Raw genomic sequence first — 18371 nt, 5'->3', positions numbered from 1 at the left:
AGGTTTTACGTATGTTTAATGGAGAGAATATGGCATTCAACATGGGAGATCTTCTATTTCAAGTGTTCTCTCTTCTATTCATTGCCTTTATTGTGACAATCATTGTCCTCGCATTTCGCATGATTAGAAGAAAACGAATGGAATTGAAAAAAATCGAGGCAAGATTAAACAAAGTGATTGAAAAAAACGATCTAAAAGAGTAAAAAATCCGGGCGTTAACCGGATTTTTTTGTTTTCATCACGATTCCTTGACGCTGCTGCATCAAAAAGAAAAAGACACCTAAAAGAACAAGCAGACCGCCAAGCATTTGGAGCAGCGTGACTTTCTCTCCAAGCAGCCATACAGCAAGGATCGTTGCCCCAACAGGCTCTCCTAGAATACTCATCGAAATAGTTGTCGCATTAACATAAGTTAAAAGCCAATTATTAATGACATGAGACATAGTGGGAATGATAGCGAGCAATAAAAAGATTCCCCACTCTTTAGCCGGATAACCTATAAAAGGGGTTTGCTGAAGCAGATTGAATAAAATTAAAAAAAGACCAGCAAAACCAAATACACAAAAACTATAAATCCAATGAGATATTTTTCTTACAGCCTGTTGACCTATTAACAAGTAACAAACAACAGCGATCACACTCAAAAAGGATAAAATATCTCCTAAGATGGCTTCCTTGCTATGACCAATATCTCCCCAGCCTATCATGAGGGCACCAACAATCGCTGCACACATCGTCAATAGAGCAGACATCGTCGTTCGTTCACGGAAAATGAGGAATCCGCCTAATAAGGACACCATCGGTTGTAGAGCGATAATAATGGTAGAGCTTGCCACTGTCGTCAGCTTCAGTGAGCCAAACCACAGCACAAAATGGAGGCCTAAAAAGAAGCCTGACATACATAAGAAAAACCAGTCTCTGCGTTTTATTGAGAGAAATTCTTTTTTTCTTGGCAGGATAAATGGCAGCATGAAAGCCGCCGCAAAGATCATTCGATACATACTTAAAATAGCAGCAGGTGCATTTGACCATTTCACAATGATTGCAGAAAACGAAATAGCAATAATCGAAATCACAAGTGGCAATGCAATTGATTTCGTTTGAGCAGTTGTCTTGATTTCCATTAGCAGCTTCCTTTACATCAGCAGTAGATGAGCAGTTCATCTTATATGTCGTCATCTTACTATGTCCATTCACCTAGTGGCAAGATGATTTTTTAAAACTGGCGTCCGCTTGTTGGATGAAAAAAAGCTTTCATTACGAAAGCCTTCATTCATCATCTATTAACAGATAAATGGCCTGAACTGGACCATGAACCCCTACCACTAAATTCATTTCAATATCGGCAGAATTACTTGGACCTGATATGAAATGGATGGCGCCTTTCGCCTGCTCCCCCTCTTCTACTGAGCGATTAAGAGCCGAAACAGCCTGAATCATTCGCGGAACAATCGAGCTTTTCTCTATACACACGATATACATCATTGGCAAAAAATGCAGCGCTCTCCCTTGACCTTGATGGGATGAAAGGACAACTGTACCTGATTCTGCAAGGGTATAATCACTGAACACAACTGCATATTTCGCTTGTTCTGCCTGCCTTATGTTTTCTTCTCTTGATAGATCTGTATTCCAGCAGGCGATGGAAATCCCATCTCGTTGCAAGCTGTCAAACATAGGGCTAAAACCATATTGTTCAAAGCGATGATCACGCGATGTCATCACAGCCCCCTCACCATATTCTGTCATCAACAATCGTAATACCGAGGGCGCTTTCTCCGGTGTTGTTTCGACTACTCTTGTATGAATTTGCTGACATTGCTTTTTCAATTGCTCGACTAATTCATCTTTAGACAAACTTCCGTTTGTCTCCCACTGGACTTGATGCTTCCATGCCGGCCGTTGAATAGAGGCAGATGGGGAAGAGTTTTTGCCTAATTGATGCTGGATTTGAGATAAAAACGACTCCCGGTGAAAAATGGTCCCCTTCATCACTTCTCCTCCTTTTGTCTCTTTTTAAACCAATCCCTGAATCTTTCTTTACTTGGAGCTGGCAGGTCACGAATATCTGTCCAATTCTTTAAAGGACCTATTCCTTTTGAAATTTGTCCGTTTGTCGCCATACGATTCATCAATGCAGGGGCTGCTTTTGTTCCAAATTGATACATCCCGGGAGACGCTGCCCCCATGCCAAACATTTTCATCGCCAGCATTTCAGCTTTAGGCGCTCTGCCCTCTTTTTCTACGATCACCTGTCTATGTTTAATCAATAACTCATGAAGTGGAATTTTCACTGGACAAGCATCCGTGCAGGCTGCGCACAGACTTGATGCAAAGGGGAGCTCCTTGTAGTCATCATAGCCGCCAAGAAGCGGCGAAAGAACAGCTCCGATTGGCCCGGGATAAATCGAACCGTACGAATGTCCGCCAACATGCCGGTAAACCGGGCATACATTGATGCAGGCTGCGCACCGGATACATTGGAGAACAGGCTGAAAGGCCGTTCCTAATATATTTGACCGCCCATTGTCCACAATGACCAAGTGGAATTCTTCTGGTCCATCCACTTCACCTTCTCCTTTTGGTCCCACTACAGAAATATAACTAGTTAATTTCTGGCCGACTGCGCTTCTGCACAAAAGACCCACAAGGACATCCAGTTCCTCCATCGTTGGAACAAGCCGCTCCATTCCCATAACGGCAATATGCGTCTTCGGTATAGCCGTGACAAGATCTGCATTCCCTTCATTTGTTACAAGGCAGATGGACCCTGTGTTGGCCACTGCAAAATTACAGCCGGTCACACCAATATCAGCTTCTAGGAATTTTTCACGCAAGATGGCTCTTACAAAATTCGTCATTTCTTCGGGTGTTTCTGACATCTCATACCCTAGCTTCTCATGAAATACTTCCCATATTTGCTCTTTCGTCATATGAAGAGCAGGTGCCACAATATGTGAAGGCGGTTCATGGTCATCCACTTGCAGAATATATTCACCAAGATCGCTTTCTACCACCTCACAGCCGACCTCTTCAAGCGCTTGATTCATCTCGATTTCTTCTGTGACCATTGATTTTGATTTGACGACCTTTTTGGCTGCTTTTTTCTGTGCCACCTCTTGAATATATGCTGATGCCTCTTCCTTTGTTTTCGCAAAAAAGACATGGCCTCCGCGTGCACTTACACTTTCACTTAATTGATATAAGTAGTCATCAAGATGCGTCAGCGTATGCTGCCGGATTTCCTCACCAAGCTCACGCCACTTTTCCCAATTGCCAAGCTCCTCGCTTGCAGTCAGCCGCCTTTTATACAGACGTTCCTGTGCTGAGGAGACAGCACCTCTCATGACAGCGTCTTCTAAACCTTTCCCGATCCGTTCTTTAAAGGCCTTTTCTCCAATTTTCATACTCATGTGCCGTTCCTCCTCTTAAAGTCCGCGGCTGTTTAATACTTCTGCGATGTGCATCACTTGGATGGGTTTATCAAGACGGTTCAGCCTCCCGCCAATATTCAGCAGGCAGCCGCAGTCAGCACCAATAATATAATCAGCGCCTGTCTCCTCTATGCTTTGTACTTTTTCGTCAACCATCTGCTCAGAAATAGGGGTCATTTTCACTGAAAAGGTTCCTCCAAATCCGCAGCAATTTTCTGCGCGGGGCAATGGTCTCATCGTCAAATCTTTGACATTTGACAACAGCGTAAAAGGCGCCTCCTTAATACGCAGCAGTCTCGTCATATGACAGGAGGTGTGATAGGCTGCGTTCCCTTTCAGGCTTGCTCCTACATCTGTCACGTGTAATATATCAACAATAAACTCTGTTAATTCATATGTTTTTGCGGCAAGTGCCTCAGCTTTGGCCGACCACACTCGGTCTTCTTTTAAAAGATGAGGATATTCTAAAAACATCGCCTTACACGAACCTGATGGTGTCACAACATATTCAGCTGACTCAAAGGCTTTGATCATGTTTTTCGCTGCTTTAATTGTCTCCTTTGTATAGCCGCTGTTAAAGGCTGGCTGTCCGCAGCACACTTGTGCTTCTGGAAATTCCACTTCAACACCGAGTCTTTCCAATACTTCCACTGTCGCCTTTCCTACATTTGGCTGCATCGTGTCAACTAAACAAGTAACGAATAAATGGACTTTCATCGGCGAACTTCCCTTCTATTGCTGCATTTTGATTCATCATTCTGATCATCTGATGATTAAATAACAGGCCTTAATTTCATTTTAATCCCAAATTTCTGAAATTTCAACGAAGTGATTTGTCTAAAATTTGTACTTATGGACTTTGTTACTAAATAAAAAAACGCCCTTTTCATAGGGCGTTTTTGATGTTTATTTTGAAATCAATTCACGAATTCTTTCTTCAATAGGTGTTAACGGCCGGCCTAGTAATGTTTCGAAATCTTGGCTTTCGACAGCTAATGCACCATCGCGAATGCCGCTTTGAATGGCTTTGACAAATGGCACTGCTTCTTTTGGTACACCATTTGAAGCTAAAAATTCTCCAAATGTATCTACATCTATTTTTTCTACTTTGATTCCTTTTCCGCTCACCTTGCTGACAATTTGTGCAAGTTCACTATGTGTCCGAAGCGGGCCTGACAGTTCATATATATCCTGATCATGTACTGGAAGTGTTAACGCATTTGCTGCCGCTTCTGCGTAGTCATTTCTTGTTGCCCAGCCAACCTTTGCTTCGCCAATAGGGCTTAAAAATGGTGCGCCGCTGACTGACGCCAGAATCGTATCTTTTTCGTTTTCAACATACCAGTTGTTTCTTAAAAATACATGAGGAATGCCAGAGGCCAAAATGGCTTCTTCTGTTTTGGCATGGTCATTTGCAAGGACAAGCTGACTCTCTCTTGCATTGACAACACTTGTATAAGCAATAAAACTCACATTTGCTGCTTTTGCCGCTTCGATTGCCGCTTTATGCTGCTGCACGCGGTCTCCATCTGCCGTTGAAATGATCAACAGACGGTCAATGCCCTCAAATGCTGATGTCAATGTGTCTGGCTGAGTAAAATCTCCACGGCGTACATCCACCCCAGCATCCTTCAAATGTGCTGCTTTTTGCGGATTTCGAACACTGACTGCAATTTGTTCAGCCGATACTTTTGTAAGCAAATGCTTGACGACGAGCGATCCAAGTTGTCCCGTTGCGCCTGTTACTAATAATTTCATTTGTTGACCTCCTCATTTTTCGTTCAACGGTGATGTGCATTCGTTATAATCGAAATGGTTACAACAAAGGTGTAAAAAAAGCTCTAATGTACGAGCTTTTTTATTCCGCCTCTGTTAATAATTGCTGAATTGTCACTTGCTTTAGGTGATTCTCAAGTGCAGCTTGTGCTTCTTTTAGTTCATGCCGAAGTCTCGTGTCCATCGCTTGACCAATCGGGCATGCGATGACGGGCTGATGAAAGTTAAACAATTCTTCATCCTCGCTTACATCCACAGCACGATACACATCTAACAGCGTAATATCGCCGGCCGCTCTTTTTAAATAAGCACCGCCTACTCCGCGGCGAATCTCAATGAGACCCGCCCGTTTGAGCATTGCCATCATTTTTCGAACAATGGCTGGATTTGAATTCACGCTCTCTGCAATAAAATCACTAGTACACTCTTTTGGAACACCTGCAATAAATGACACAATGTGAACAGCAATCGGATACCTGCTGCTAATTTGTTTCACAATCTTTCACCACCGTTGTAATCAATATAGTTACAATAAGTGATTTTGTCAATCAATAAACGGATTTTTCTTTCGTTCCCAATCCTCATACGTCATGATATCGTAGTCTTCTCCTGTATCAAGTTCAAGTGGAGCAATGCATTCAAGCAGATTCTCATCTGGGTCAAGAAAATAGATCGCTGCATGAAATTGCGGCGGATTATCGAGAACTAAAGGCTGCTTTTCTTCTGAAAAACCAAACATTGGGTGAATGCTGATGCCTCTTTCAATCAGCCAAGTCTTGATCTGTTCGATACTAGACGTTGTAATTTGAAAGGCAACGTGCCGAGTCGAGGGATGGTATGGAAAATGGTTCATATCTACTTTCCACAGGCCAAGCCAGCTCTTTCCTTTCTCAATCCATAAAAAAGCAACTCGTTCATTTTCATGAGCAAGTGTCAATTCCAACTTTTCATAAAACGCAATAGATGCCTTCAAGTCACTCACAGGTAAATGTGCTTCATATAAACCTTTCATCATCATCAAAATCACTCCTTTTCTACCTTCTATTCTGCAGGAGTTGATGATATTCTGCCTCAGCAAAACGATGTATTTTAGCTCTAACATTGGTTTGATTAACTATAGTAATATTTTAAGAGGATATTATGTTCATCAAAATTATAAGTATACTCTCTTTTTAATTTATTTAATAGTTAAATAGAACTTCAAAAATATGTATAAAATGTTATTATATGATTTTTAGATAGGGAATATACCAATAATATTCATGTTTAAAATGGAAATAAGGAGTGAGACTGACGTCATTCCCAAATAGAAAATTCCCTAAAAAATAAGGCACAGTGCTTTAAATATATGAATAATGATTAGAATTGGAAAAATACAGCGAAAACAATTAAGGAAATTCCACTTATTGCACAGGGGGCAGTTTAAGCTTAGTTATTGCACGTTTACCGTGACTTATGTTTTTTCATATAAAAAGCCCACATCAGTGAGCCTCCTCATTTATTCTCTTCTGCCCAGTTGTTAATGTCTAATCTAAGGAAATTCCCCACATAAACACTTCCAAACGTATTATGATTCTTTTCTGTCAAGAAATCCTGGAACGTTTGCTGAGTCTCAGCATTTGCAATATAAGTACCTGCACTTACATAAACCTCTTCTGTAACACAAATTGCGTACGATGTATATTCTTTATAAGCTAGTCCACACATTTTTGATGCTTTGTTTACAACGTCTCCCATGTATACCAAATCCTTAATCCCACTTCCGCTAAATCCCGCTTTAATGACAAGAGCCCTTCCATAGGCAACTCCAATGCCCGCTTTCAACTCATCAAAGTCTTTCCATTTCTTCTTGTATTTCACGTTTAGGACATTCATCATTGCTTTGGCCATAGATGAAGCTTGAAGAGCTTCGATTACCGGCGATTCAGCACCTTCTATATCCCCAGCAAACATAGCTGACACACAGTCTCCAACAATGTTAATCTCCTTACACGTTTTAAAGCTATTAACGATGGCGACCATTTCACTGATATATGCTCTATAGAGACGTGCTAAAGATTTGGACAATTTTCCGTGTGTTTTGATTAGGTCTGTTGAACCTCTCAAGTCGATAAAAATCGCCGCACATTTCACGTATTTTCCATTGTTAAAGGTTAAGTCATCAATATCAGGGATATCATCTGACTCTTCATACGATGTACTGTCATACAGGATAGAGTCAATTCTTTTTAAACTGTTTTCAAGATTGAAACTTTTATGGCTTGACCTCATTTAATGATTCCTCTCTCTCTCGTACTATTCAATAAACAGACCTCTGCGATTTACGATTTCGTTTTCTATTCCCAATTGTTTGAGAACATTCCTGAGCCGGAGAACGTTATCAACAGATGGATTGTGGTGCTGAATGTGATAAATAACGGCTTGCAAGTACTCCTGCTCTCGACCTACTTTTTTAATAACCGGAACTGAGTTGGACTCTAAAGGAATGAAAGCGGTTGGCAAATCTTCTGTCAATTGTCCAATCAGAATCCGAAACGCTAATTCCGATTCACCTTTGCCATGTAAATACATTACGATTTGAAATACGTGCAATTCATTGTGGACAGTCCCGGCTTTCTTTCCAATTGCCGCCCCTAAATCTTGAACTTGCTTCAATTCAATTAAAAAGTCCTCTAGCTTCATATGGTTTGTTCTTTCCCTGAGTGCGGTCACTTTAACAGTGTAGGTTAGTTCTTTTTTCCTGTAAGCAAGGATTCTCTCAATATCCTGTTCTTTCTTCTCCAATTCTTCTTCTTTTTTCTTCACAGCTTGTTCCCGGCTCTGCAGTTCCTGGAGTTTCCTCTCCGCTTGGGACTCTTTTGCGGCGACGGCTACTTCACGTAGAACAATTTGTTCAAAATTACTCAACAGTCCACCAACTTTGGATTCTACACCTTTAACAATGTCCGTGACGATACGTCCAATATCATTACCTTCTGATTCTATGATGCCTTTGTGAGAAGACATTGCTCGTTTCTCATCTGATTCTTCCCCATCAGATGGTTCCTCTACTAGCTCCGCTAGGTAAAATTCACGAACGCTATACCCTTCAAACAAGGTATCGCCTTTAAGTCGAAAGGTCTTTGTCCAAATTTCAGAACCGTCACTATTTTTCTTGTATTCAGAAGGAAGTTTCTCATAAAAACGCTTTGTCACAAAAATCTCAGATGCTTCTGCGAGGTCGGTGTGTTTGCTTGCCACGTTTGCCGTCTTTCCTGCCCACACCAAATCTCTAGAGTCATCTCCTTGATGTTTAATCCCGATGGGTGTGACTAGGATTCTTCCCGTATCAATTCCCACACCACAAGCAATTTCTTTTTGGTTGACGTTTTTTCGGGAGAGCGGGTTAAAAATATATTCAACGACACTTGTAATGGCACGTGCGGCATCCATAGATTTTTGGATAGAGCTTTCTTCTGCATCATCAACGAATACACCCATCACTCTGTCGCCAGCAATTTGTCTAACTCTCCCACCGCTTTCATACACACACATTGACATCGCTCTTGCAAAAGCACGATAGATTTTTGCCATACTTTTGGCTTGAGACTTATCCGATAACTTTGTGGAGCTCCTGATATCAACAAAAAGAATTGTGCAGTTGGTTACTATCAACCCTTTGTTTTTATCCGGCAAGTCATCAACTGACGGAACATTGTCTCCCTCGAAATCATCTACTTCCATTTTTGTGGTAAAGATGGTTTCAATTTTTTCTTCTATTTTCTTCAACCCTTCTTCTGTTACCTTAGACAATTGCGTGCTCCCCTTCCTCATTGCAACATTCACAATTTTCATTATACTATTTGTGTGGTCGCATGATCGAAAGTTTGATACGATTTACGTAAGAATTTGTTCTTGCAAAAGAATTGTGAAATGGCTATAAAAAGAATTATTCGATGTGTAAAGGAGAGCGAGTATGTCAGAAGAAAACAAGTTGAGTGAAAGTGAAATAAAAGAGGAAGCGGTTCAAACATTAGAAAGAATAAATTTTTGGATTTCAAACTGCGACACCAAAATATCCTTCTCGTTAGCGTTTGCAGGTATCCTTCTCGGAGGATTTTTTTCGAGCGGTATTATTACCGGTTCATTAAACAAGCTAATGAAAGGGCTCAAGGAGATTGACAAGGATACGCCTTATTTGAAGATTCAATACTTGGAGATAACAACTGTTGTTCTAGTGATGTTCATTATTTTAATGATTGTTAGCCTCACCTACCTTTTTAGAGGGAAGAAAGGTTCCATTGACACAGGCGTTTACAATGAGGCGGATTTATCGAAGGATTCTACTCTCTTCTTTGGCACCATTCAGAACAAATCTTTTAACACATTTAAAAACAGTATGATTGGGATAAAGAAATACGAGCTGGTGAATGATTACCTATCTCAAGTCTACATCAATTCAAAAATATGCAACAGGAAATTCACACTCTACAATAAAGGAGTAAACTGGCTAATCGCATCAACGATTGTATTTATCATTCTAAATGGAATGTTTCTATTCTTATAAAAAAGACTCAAGAGAATTTCTTGGGTCTTTTGATTAGGCTATTAGTGAGGAGGGTAAAGTATAAATATTTTCACTAAAGTGTACTTATATTTGCGATCAGCTGCCAAACTATGTTTGATCCATTGCAGATGGGGGAAGGTGTTCAAATAAAATAACAGAAAGGAGCGGTTTATATGCCTTGGACGATGAACGATTATCCAGCTTCATTTCAATCATTAGACAACGTTATTCGAAAAAAAGCGCTTGAGATTGCCAATAAAATGATACAGGAAGGCTATGAGGAAAATAGAGCCATTCCAATTGCAATCAGTCAAGCGAAAGAGTGGAAAAAGAACGCAACGGAGAAAGAGGTAGAGAATTTCTCATCTCATGGTTCTGTCAAACCTTCTGAGGGCAGTAGCTCCGCAAGACCAGAGCTCATGGATCATGCGCAGCATGTAGTGAAGCACGAGGAAGGCTGGGCGATTCAAACAGAGAAAGCGAAACGAGCAAGTGAGGTCAAAGAAACAAAACAAGAAGCAATTGACCGGGCAAAGGAGATTTCAGCTAATAAAGGAACATCCGTTGTCATTCACCGAAAAGATGGGACGATTCAGGATGTGTTAAAGCCGCAATAAGACCGCTTGTCAGCGGTCTTATTTTATGCATTCTTTTCTTTTTTCGCTGGTGTTTTTCTTTTCTTAGGCGCTGCTTTTTTCGCTTTGTCTGGTTTTGAACGGTCGATTGATGCCTGTAGTGCGGCCATTAAATCAGTCACATTGGATGCAGGATCTTTTTTGCCTGTCGTTTCTGGTTGAACGGTATGTTCTCCAGATATTTTATCGCCAATTAAATTCATCAGCTGTTCTCTGTATTCATCTTGGTATGCCGCTGGATCGAATGTTGTGGTCAGCTGCTCGATTAAAAGGAGCGCTGTATCTAGCTCTTTCTTGACAATGTTCTCCTCTTGGGGGATATTCGGTACATCTGATACTTGTCTAATTTCGTCAGGGAAATGAATGGTTTCCATCAGCAAAATATGTTCATAGCACCTAACGATCGCTAATTGCTCCTTTGAGCGGATCATAATTTTTGCCACACCAATTTTCCCCGACTCCTCTAAAGCTTTTCTTAATAATGAATAAGCCTTCGCTCCGCCGGTATCCGGTGATAAGAAATAACTTCTTTCATAATAGATTGGATCTATCTCTTCAATCTTTACAAAATCAATGATTTCAACGGCTTTTTCTTCATTTTCTTTTCGCAGTTTTTCTAGCTCTTCATCGTCCAATTCAATAAATTTATTTTTCGCATATTCATACGCCTTCACAATTTGTTCTGGCGCTACCTCTTCACCACAATTGGCACATACTTTCTTGTAGTTAATGGGCGTGTGACAATCTTTATGCAGCTGTCTTAATTTAATGTCTTTGTTCTCTGTAGCGGTAAACAGCTTGACTGGAATATTGACCAATCCGAAACTAATGCCGCCTTTCCATACTGTATGCATCGCGCTTCCTCCGTTCTTTTCTCCTTACTATGTAATGTTTTCATCAGACTTATGTATGTGATTGAAAATTTCATCCCACTCTAAGAACACATGATATAAGGAAGTGACATGCACAATGAAACCTATGCGATTAACACCTGCACATGATATACCTGGCGGTGCAGACTGGGTGTATGAATTAAAATATGATGGCTTTCGGGCTATTCTTGTATGGAAAGAAGACGAGATTCGTTTAGAAAGCAGGACCGGAAAACAGCTAAATGAGCAATTTCCTGAAGTGATGGATCAGTGCGAACAATTAAGAGATGAATTTGCTCCCTTTTTACCACTGACACTTGACGGAGAATTGGTCTTTTTACTAAGTGAAGAGCAAAGTGAGTTTGCGAAGGTTCAGCAAAGAGGCCGGCTGAAAAACAAAGAAGCCATCCAAAGACAGGCTGAACGATTTCCATGTCATTTCATTGCGTTTGATCTATTAAGATGTAAAGGGAAACCTCTCGTTGATTTACCGTTGACGAAAAGAAAAAATCAGCTGCAACAAGTTTTCCAAGACGCAAAACTCCCTTCATCAGTTCAGCTGGAGCACCCTTCCCTGCTGCAGGTCATTCATACAGACCCAGACCCTGAATACATGAAAAACTTGATGACGATGTATTTAGCAGAAGGGTTAGTAGCGAAAAAAAAGACGAGTAAATGGCATGACAATACTCGTTCAAAAGAATGGCTGAAAATAAAAAACTGGCGGTATGTATCTGTCATTGTAACCCGTTTTGACAAAGAAAATGGCTATTTCCAAGGCTGCATTTATCAAGATTCGGCTCTCATCGAGGTTGTCCAATTCAAGCATGGATTTTCTAAAGAAGAAGAACAAACACTGCGCAAGCTATTCCAGACAAAGGGCCAGTTAACAGGAGGATCATCATATGAAATCCCTCCTTCTATCGTTGCCAGCATTGCTTGTATATCCTTTGATGGATCGGCGTTAAGAGAGCCGCGTTTTTCTTCCTTTTTACTAGATGCGGATCCATCAGCATGTACATTTCAGCAAATGCTCAAACAGCTGTATCCACTCCCTGTTGTTATAGACGTCACTCACCCTGAGAAACCCATTGTCCCGGCCCTTCAACTGAACAAGGCAGATTACTTACTTTATTTAAGACAAGTGGCTCCCTATCTTTTGCCCTTTTTACGTGAAAGGCGTCTTACTTTAATTCGGTATCCGCATGGCAGTGGAGACGAATTCTTTTATCAAAAGTCAACTCCTGATTATGCGCCGGATTTTGTTTTGACAGATGAAGTTGATGATATTTCTTACACGGTCTGTAATGATCCTCGTACGCTTCTTTGGCTTGGCAACCAGCTGGCGATGGAGTTTCATATCCCTTTTGAAACAAGAGATACCGATCGGCCGACAGAAATCGTCTTTGATCTGGACCCGCCATCTGTAAATGAATTTCATCTAGCTATCGAAGCTGCTAAACGAATCAAAGCGCTTTTAGACGGACTTTTTCTCACAGCCTTTATTAAAACAAGCGGAGGTAAAGGGCTTCAAGTCTATATTCCTTTAAAGAAAAATGCCTTCACATACGAAGAAACAAGAAAATTCACTGCGTTTATATGCCAATTTTTATGTGAGCAAGCACCGGATCTATTTACTCTGGAACGTCTTAAGAAAAAACGCGGCAATCGCTTGTATTTAGACTACATTCAGCATGATGCTGGAAAAACAATTATCGCTCCATATTCCCCGAGAGGAAATGAGCTTGGACTTGTTGCGACACCGCTTGAATGGGACGAACTCTATCATGATGAGCTTCATCCTACTCTTTTTACGATGCCAGCTGTCATAGAGCGTTTAAAGGAAAAAGGCGATCCGTTCCGCCGCATGAGGCACCTTGTGAATGATGATGCTTTTAGACAAGTCTTACATCAGCTTGCACACATGTGACCTTCTCATCAGATGGACATCCGCGGTCATGAAGCGTTACACTTATTCATTAGAGAGGAAGAAAGGGATGACGATTTTGACCGCACATTCATTTCGTAATACAGCTTTGATTTTCTTATGTCTTTCCGCAGGAATTGTGGATGTGATTGGCTATTTAAGCCTAGGGCATGTGTTTACAGCCAATATGACAGGTAATATTGTGCTGCTTGGCATTGCAGCAGGAAGCTCCTTACAGCTAACAGCCCTTCATTCCATCATTGCTCTAAGTGGATTCGTTTTAGGGGTTTTACTTGCAGTTGTGGTAGGCGGGAAGCATGAGAAAGCGTTTTGGCCAAAAGCCGTGACACGCATTTTTATCATAGAAGTGATGATTTTGCTTCTATTTGCTCTCATGACCATTTTCCCTTATACACAAGGTGCTTACTTTATGCTGATCATCCTTTTAAGTATGGCCATGGGCATGCAGACAGCAGCCGCTCGTAAATTGAATGTTGCTGGCATTTCCACAACTGTTCTCACGAGTACACTCGCTAATCTATTTGAAGATGCAGCTCAGCGCATATCATACAGGGAAAAAAGAAAAGCTCCTATCCAGCTTGTCAGCTTGATGCGAATAGGCTCTATTGTCTTCTATTGCCTTGGTGCGGCTTTAGCTGCATACACAGATCGTTACGATCCGTTTATCATCATTTGGCTGCCGATCATCATTCTAGGCATCATTGTGATAACAGCTGGATTGAAGCACTTTCACCAATTGAAATAGCCTCTCTTTAGATGGCTATTTCAATTAATGTGATCTTACACTAATAACTCCTCACATAAAATCCAGGAGGGCGCCCCATGATGAACGTAGAACCATATGGATATCCAGAAAATGTCCCGAATCCTCCGTACCCGGGAAAACCGCCTAAGCCAGAGAATACACCAGGGCTCAAATAATATCCGCCAAAGCCGATATGGGAACCAACTGGCCCAATATGTGCCCCGCCTCCGCTAAAACCGCCTCCATGAAAACCACCATAAACCCGTGGATACATACAATCACCTGCCTTCAAATCAGACCTTATCTCATCATATGCATGACAAAAGGGGCGGTGCTCCTGCTTTTTCTTTTCCTTCTATGTACATTAGACCAATTTGATAAAATTTGAATGAAAAGTCCTGCAAAAAATTAAATTAAGCAAAGAAAAGTGACCTTTTTAACTTGTTGCTCTGCCCTATGTTTATTTAGAATAATGGAGCAGGTAATAAATTTGCACACCCCCTTTGTTGCGAATTCTTCTTATTAAACGTTCTTGCAGCGTTTAATAAGAAGAGCCTATTAAAACACAAAAAACCCTTGCTGACGATATCAACAAGGGCGAGAGATACATTGTATTAACCACCAATGATTTTTTCTGCAACTTCGAATGAACCCGCAACGTTTTGCGATAGAACAGTCGCAGCGACCGCTAAACCAACAACAAATAATACTTTTAGTCCTGTTTTCATCTTAAATCAACCCCATTCTTTTCATATGTAAATCTGCTTCTAAACTTTTGTTCAAGTAAAAAACAGACTGCTCATAAAGTGCTTGCTTTTCACAATATTTTGCTGCAAATTGTGATAGCTCTTTTACTTCATGATATTCATTCTTCTCTTCTAACTTTCTTAATTTCTCATCAATTTGCTGAAATCTTTGTGGCGCATGCGTTAAGTAAAGATCATGTACGATGCCTATTTTTAGCTGAAACACTTCATGCGAAGCATCTTTTATTCTGGCATATGCAGCCTCTATATATTGGCTTGCACGCTGCTTCTCACCAATCACACAGAGTTCCCGGCTGATCAGATACGTAGAATGGAAAAAGAAATCTGAATCATAGTACTCTTGATGGGACAGTGCTTTTTCAAGATGACGTATCGATTCCTTCGGTTTGTTCCAAAATGAATATAAAATGGCCACATTGTGATGAAGCTGAGCCAGCATAAAATCATCCTGCTCACTTGTCAAAACTTCTTCTGCCAGACGATAATTCTCAAGCGCCTCTTCATACCGGCCGATCTCTGTTAGATTCGCTGCTATAAGAGAGTATGAAAGGGCCGTTCTTCTTTCATACTGCTTGTGCCGCTTATAGACGTGAAGCGCTCTGCGGATATAGCTTAATGAGAGCATGATATGACTAAGCCGGTAGTAAAGCCATGCCACTTTAAAATCGAAATCAGCACGTTCTATCTCACTTGGAATTTTATCTAAGAGCTTTTCAGCACTTTGATACATTTGCAATGCAACCTCATAATTACCTTGATGCTGCTCATACACACCCTCATAGAAATCGAAATAATAGGCAAGACGATTAGACAGGTCATCTTCTTTTTTTCCATAATGACCCTCTATACTTTTCGGTGAAACATTGCCCTTTTGCCCTCTTAAATTGTACATAAGAATGTGATGTCTTTTCTCAAGAAGAGAATAGTATATGAGGATATCCGCATCGTCAATTTCCTCTACTGCTTGTTTCGCTTTGGCAAATAACCGTTCTGCCTCATCTGCATGATCTTTTTTGATTTCCATGTTCCAGTCATTTAATAATGATGCCAATTCCGCAACAGGAACTTTGCTCATTCTACACCCCCAATCACCTTCAGCTGCAGCACATGATTTCACTAAATATGGAACTGCTATTAGCAATTGCTAATTCGTCCATTTGACATCATTTTAATATGAATCACTTGAATCTTCAATAACCGTTTCCATTGAAAGTGCGTTTCTTTCTCCTAGTCAATGATATTTGCAAAAAAATTCCGCCTTTTTTTAAAATAAACATCTCGAGATGAAATGAAAAAAGCACATTGTTAGGGCTTTCTAATCTTATGATGGTTAATACCGCATCATTTCAAAGACTATTTTGTGCGATTCTCCTAATGAACAGTAAACTAATGATCAGCGCAGCTTTTCATTTATCCAGTTTCTTTATATAATATGATCAATCACTTACACGCCTCAGTAGCTCTAGAAGGGAAGAGCGCCGTAAAACAAATTGTAGCTGGCGGGTCGCAAGGCAAGGGTTTCAGAAGCACCGAAAAGCACATGAGCTGAGACAGGTGAAATTCCTGTCGGTGAAATTCCGTAGGGAAGCGTGTTGCCCCTAGCCTATGCTTACGAAAGGAGTGCGGGTTCGAATCCCGTCTGAGGCTTATGAGGTCGATGGAAATGGAGGATAAATATCATGCATGTGTTTGAAGAATATATCAGCAACATCGGTAACCCCGAGCTGAAGCAGCGCACTCAAGACATCTTACAATGGGTAGAAGACACATTCCCTCAATTAGAGCCAAGAATTGCTTGGAATCAGCCTATGTTCACAGATCACGGCACATTTATTATTGGGTTTAGCGTCGCAAAACATCACATTTCTGTCGCACCAGAAGGAAAAGGAATTGATCAATTTTCAGCTGACATTGTACAAGCTGGGTACGATCATGGCAAAAAGATGTTTCGCATGAAAGAAAGCTTGCCAGTTGAATATCCTCTCCTGAAAAAAATTATCGAATTTAATATAGAAGACAAAGCGGATTGTTCAACGTTTTGGCGAAAATAAACAGTACCCCGATCTCAGCTTTACAGATCGGGGTATTTTACTGCTGCATGTTATTTTGTTCTCTTCCCTACCAATTTTTGTTCAAGCCATTCATAGCATGACAAGATGGAATTAACACTTTTTTGAAATATCGGCAAATACACAACAGCAGCGGCTGTTAAACACGCTATAGCAGCTCCTACGAAGACATCAAATGGATAATGAACACCTACCCAAACCCTTGAAAATCCAACAGCACACGCAATGATCAGCCAATAAAAGTGGCGTTTATGAAACAGCCAAAAGATCAGGCAAATCGAAAAAATAAAGATGGTATGATCACTCGGAAACGAGTTATTCACTTCTTTTTGAATCAAAAGATTGACGTGGCTCATTTCTGCAAAGGGCTGCTGATTGAAATAAAACACCCCTGCGATTTTCCCGAGTAACTCTGCCAAGATGAAGGTCAGTCCAGCAGAAACGACCATCGCCCTATTGTACCTGCTGCGATTTTGAAACCATACAAACAGACACATGAGTGCTGCCAGCAGCACTGTATATTCAGCTAGTCCAATAAATATCGGATTCATGGAACCATAATCAATACTGAGCTGATTCACCCACCTAAATAAATCTTCATTAAATTCCCGCATCTCATTTCATCCCTTTTTACTTGATTTACGATAAGGATAATGGAAATGAGATGTCTGCCTCCATCGATCGAACGAACAAACCATGGAATCATATGACAGGTTTGTCACTTTGCTGTCACTTGAACATCATGTACTAACTAAAAACTCATCAAAGGCTATTAAATCACAGGAACAAAACTGTTATAATAGAACATAAGTTTGCATTTTATCAAAAAGGGGTTACTGCATATGATCAAAACGGTAGACGGTAATATATTAGAGGCAAGCGAAGACATCATTTGTCACCAGGTGAACTGTAAAGGAGTCATGGGAGCTGGATTAGCGAAACAGATCAAAAGCAAATATCCGAATGTGTACAAAGATTATAAACAGTTATGTACAGAACAAGGAGATGACTTGCTAAGCTCCATTCAACTCATCAGAACAAAAGATGGAAAAACAATTGCCAACCTATTTGCCCAAGCTGGGTATGGAAGAACAAGAAAGCAAACCGACTACGATGCTTTACGCAGCTGCTTTCAACACCTAAAGGATACAGTGACACAATCACCTGAAGAGAAAAACCAAACGTCCATCGCCATTCCATATGGGATTGGCTGCGGCTTGGCCGGTGGCGATTGGACCACTGTTGAAGAGATGATTGAAGAGGTGCTGGGTGATTGTGAGGTGACGGTTTATCGGTTTAGATAGAGGGTAATGAATAATGAAATTAGAAGAGGAATTTGTTTTTCGATCTTTTTGCTTTCGTTGATCGGTTTCTTTAACATGCTAATCAATAACAATTGATTCCAATCACAATCAATATTTTTATTTTGTCATTACATGTGTCTGTTTTGTTATTGAATAAAAGGAGTTATTATTTAATAAGAGCACCATTTCTGCTTGGAATGGTGCTCTCAATTAGTTCTCTATTTTATTTCTATAATCTATCAAAATGAAATTTATAACATCTTAAAACATTCAAA

20 protein-coding genes are annotated in these 18371 nt (G+C 40.6%); 7 read left to right on the top strand and 13 right to left on the bottom strand.

Translation table 11 applies throughout. From position 1 onward, the window contains the following. The first annotated feature begins 11 nt into the window (after positions 1–11). Complete coding sequence (locus tag ACN6NB_RS08560) at positions 12–203, top strand: TIGR00366 family protein (protein ID WP_039178883.1); 192 nt, start codon at positions 12–14, stop codon at positions 201–203. Positions 204–215: 12 nt separating this feature from the next. Here the strand turns inward: ACN6NB_RS08560 and ACN6NB_RS08555 are convergent, their stop codons facing one another. From ACN6NB_RS08555 to ACN6NB_RS08515, 9 genes are all read right to left on the bottom strand, one after another. Next, positions 216–1124, bottom strand: coding sequence for a DMT family transporter (locus ACN6NB_RS08555; protein WP_039178879.1), 909 nt, complete (start codon positions 1122–1124; stop codon positions 216–218). Between the two features lie 145 nt (positions 1125–1269). Then, positions 1270–1992, bottom strand: coding sequence for a LutC/YkgG family protein (locus tag ACN6NB_RS08550; protein ID WP_144491257.1), 723 nt, complete (start codon positions 1990–1992; stop codon positions 1270–1272). After that, on the bottom strand, positions 1992–3413 hold the full coding sequence (locus tag ACN6NB_RS08545; RefSeq protein ID WP_144491256.1) for a LutB/LldF family L-lactate oxidation iron-sulfur protein: 1422 nt from the start codon (positions 3411–3413) through the stop codon (positions 1992–1994). Before ACN6NB_RS08545 ends, ACN6NB_RS08550 begins: the two co-directional genes overlap by 1 nt. A 15-nt stretch (positions 3414–3428) precedes the next feature. Next, the gene (locus ACN6NB_RS08540) at positions 3429–4151 is read right to left on the bottom strand and encodes a (Fe-S)-binding protein (RefSeq protein WP_058838693.1); all 723 of its coding nucleotides are present in this window, start codon (positions 4149–4151) and stop codon (positions 3429–3431) included. Between the two features lie 189 nt (positions 4152–4340). Beyond that, complete coding sequence (locus ACN6NB_RS08535) at positions 4341–5192, bottom strand: SDR family oxidoreductase (RefSeq protein WP_144491255.1); 852 nt, start codon at positions 5190–5192, stop codon at positions 4341–4343. A 100-nt stretch (positions 5193–5292) separates the two neighbouring features. Continuing rightward, positions 5293–5706: an Rrf2 family transcriptional regulator gene (locus ACN6NB_RS08530; protein ID WP_059375422.1), complete on the bottom strand. Its 414-nt coding sequence runs from the start codon at positions 5704–5706 to the stop codon at positions 5293–5295. Positions 5707–5754: 48 nt separating this feature from the next. Beyond that, entirely contained in the window at positions 5755–6228 is a 474-nt protein-coding gene (locus tag ACN6NB_RS08525; protein WP_052196523.1) for a VOC family protein, read from the bottom strand. 476 nt (positions 6229–6704) lie between these two features. Continuing rightward, positions 6705–7481: an adenylate/guanylate cyclase domain-containing protein gene (locus ACN6NB_RS08520; RefSeq protein ID WP_144490488.1), complete on the bottom strand. Its 777-nt coding sequence runs from the start codon at positions 7479–7481 to the stop codon at positions 6705–6707. Positions 7482–7505: 24 nt separating this feature from the next. Continuing rightward, positions 7506–8978, bottom strand: coding sequence for an adenylate/guanylate cyclase domain-containing protein (locus ACN6NB_RS08515; protein ID WP_260984012.1), 1473 nt, complete (start codon positions 8976–8978; stop codon positions 7506–7508). A gap of 187 nt (positions 8979–9165) precedes the next feature. On the opposite strand from ACN6NB_RS08515, the gene ACN6NB_RS08510 reads away from it, so the two are divergent. After that, complete coding sequence (locus ACN6NB_RS08510) at positions 9166–9756, top strand: Pycsar system effector family protein (protein ID WP_144490490.1); 591 nt, start codon at positions 9166–9168, stop codon at positions 9754–9756. Positions 9757–9929: 173 nt separating this feature from the next. Continuing rightward, complete coding sequence (locus ACN6NB_RS08505; protein WP_144490491.1) at positions 9930–10373, top strand: DUF2188 domain-containing protein; 444 nt, start codon at positions 9930–9932, stop codon at positions 10371–10373. 23 nt (positions 10374–10396) lie between these two features. Here the strand turns inward: ACN6NB_RS08505 and ku are convergent, their stop codons facing one another. Continuing rightward, positions 10397–11245 (bottom strand): non-homologous end joining protein Ku, encoded by an 849-nt coding sequence (ku, locus tag ACN6NB_RS08500; protein ID WP_144490492.1) that lies wholly within the window; start codon positions 11243–11245, stop codon positions 10397–10399. A gap of 115 nt (positions 11246–11360) precedes the next feature. Between ku and ACN6NB_RS08495 the strand changes: the two genes are divergently transcribed. Both ACN6NB_RS08495 and ACN6NB_RS08490 read left to right on the top strand, forming a co-directional pair. Next, positions 11361–13193: a DNA ligase D gene (locus ACN6NB_RS08495; RefSeq protein WP_144490493.1), complete on the top strand. Its 1833-nt coding sequence runs from the start codon at positions 11361–11363 to the stop codon at positions 13191–13193. A gap of 67 nt (positions 13194–13260) precedes the next feature. Beyond that, a complete protein-coding gene (locus ACN6NB_RS08490; protein WP_126681889.1) occupies positions 13261–13956 on the top strand; it encodes a YoaK family protein in 696 nt (231 codons plus the stop codon). A gap of 40 nt (positions 13957–13996) precedes the next feature. Here the strand turns inward: ACN6NB_RS08490 and ACN6NB_RS08485 are convergent, their stop codons facing one another. Next, the gene (locus ACN6NB_RS08485; RefSeq protein WP_024425111.1) at positions 13997–14230 is read right to left on the bottom strand and encodes a hypothetical protein; all 234 of its coding nucleotides are present in this window, start codon (positions 14228–14230) and stop codon (positions 13997–13999) included. 455 nt (positions 14231–14685) lie between these two features. After that, positions 14686–15798 (bottom strand): response regulator aspartate phosphatase, encoded by a 1113-nt coding sequence (locus tag ACN6NB_RS08480; RefSeq protein WP_126681888.1) that lies wholly within the window; start codon positions 15796–15798, stop codon positions 14686–14688. Between the two features lie 604 nt (positions 15799–16402). Between ACN6NB_RS08480 and ACN6NB_RS08475 the strand changes: the two genes are divergently transcribed. Next, complete coding sequence (locus tag ACN6NB_RS08475) at positions 16403–16774, top strand: iron chaperone (RefSeq protein ID WP_144516348.1); 372 nt, start codon at positions 16403–16405, stop codon at positions 16772–16774. Between the two features lie 50 nt (positions 16775–16824). Here the strand turns inward: ACN6NB_RS08475 and ACN6NB_RS08470 are convergent, their stop codons facing one another. Then, positions 16825–17406 (bottom strand): undecaprenyl-diphosphatase, encoded by a 582-nt coding sequence (locus ACN6NB_RS08470; RefSeq protein WP_144491253.1) that lies wholly within the window; start codon positions 17404–17406, stop codon positions 16825–16827. 228 nt (positions 17407–17634) lie between these two features. Between ACN6NB_RS08470 and ACN6NB_RS08465 the strand changes: the two genes are divergently transcribed. Continuing rightward, positions 17635–18096, top strand: a complete 462-nt coding sequence (locus ACN6NB_RS08465; protein ID WP_144491252.1) for a macro domain-containing protein — start codon at positions 17635–17637, stop codon at positions 18094–18096. The last annotated feature ends 275 nt before the right edge of the window (positions 18097–18371 follow it).

The organism is Bacillus sp. 11B20 (assembly GCF_056098985.1).
The sequence above is the reverse complement of the archived record's forward strand: the minus strand, read 5'-3'. Positions and strand labels throughout refer to the sequence as shown.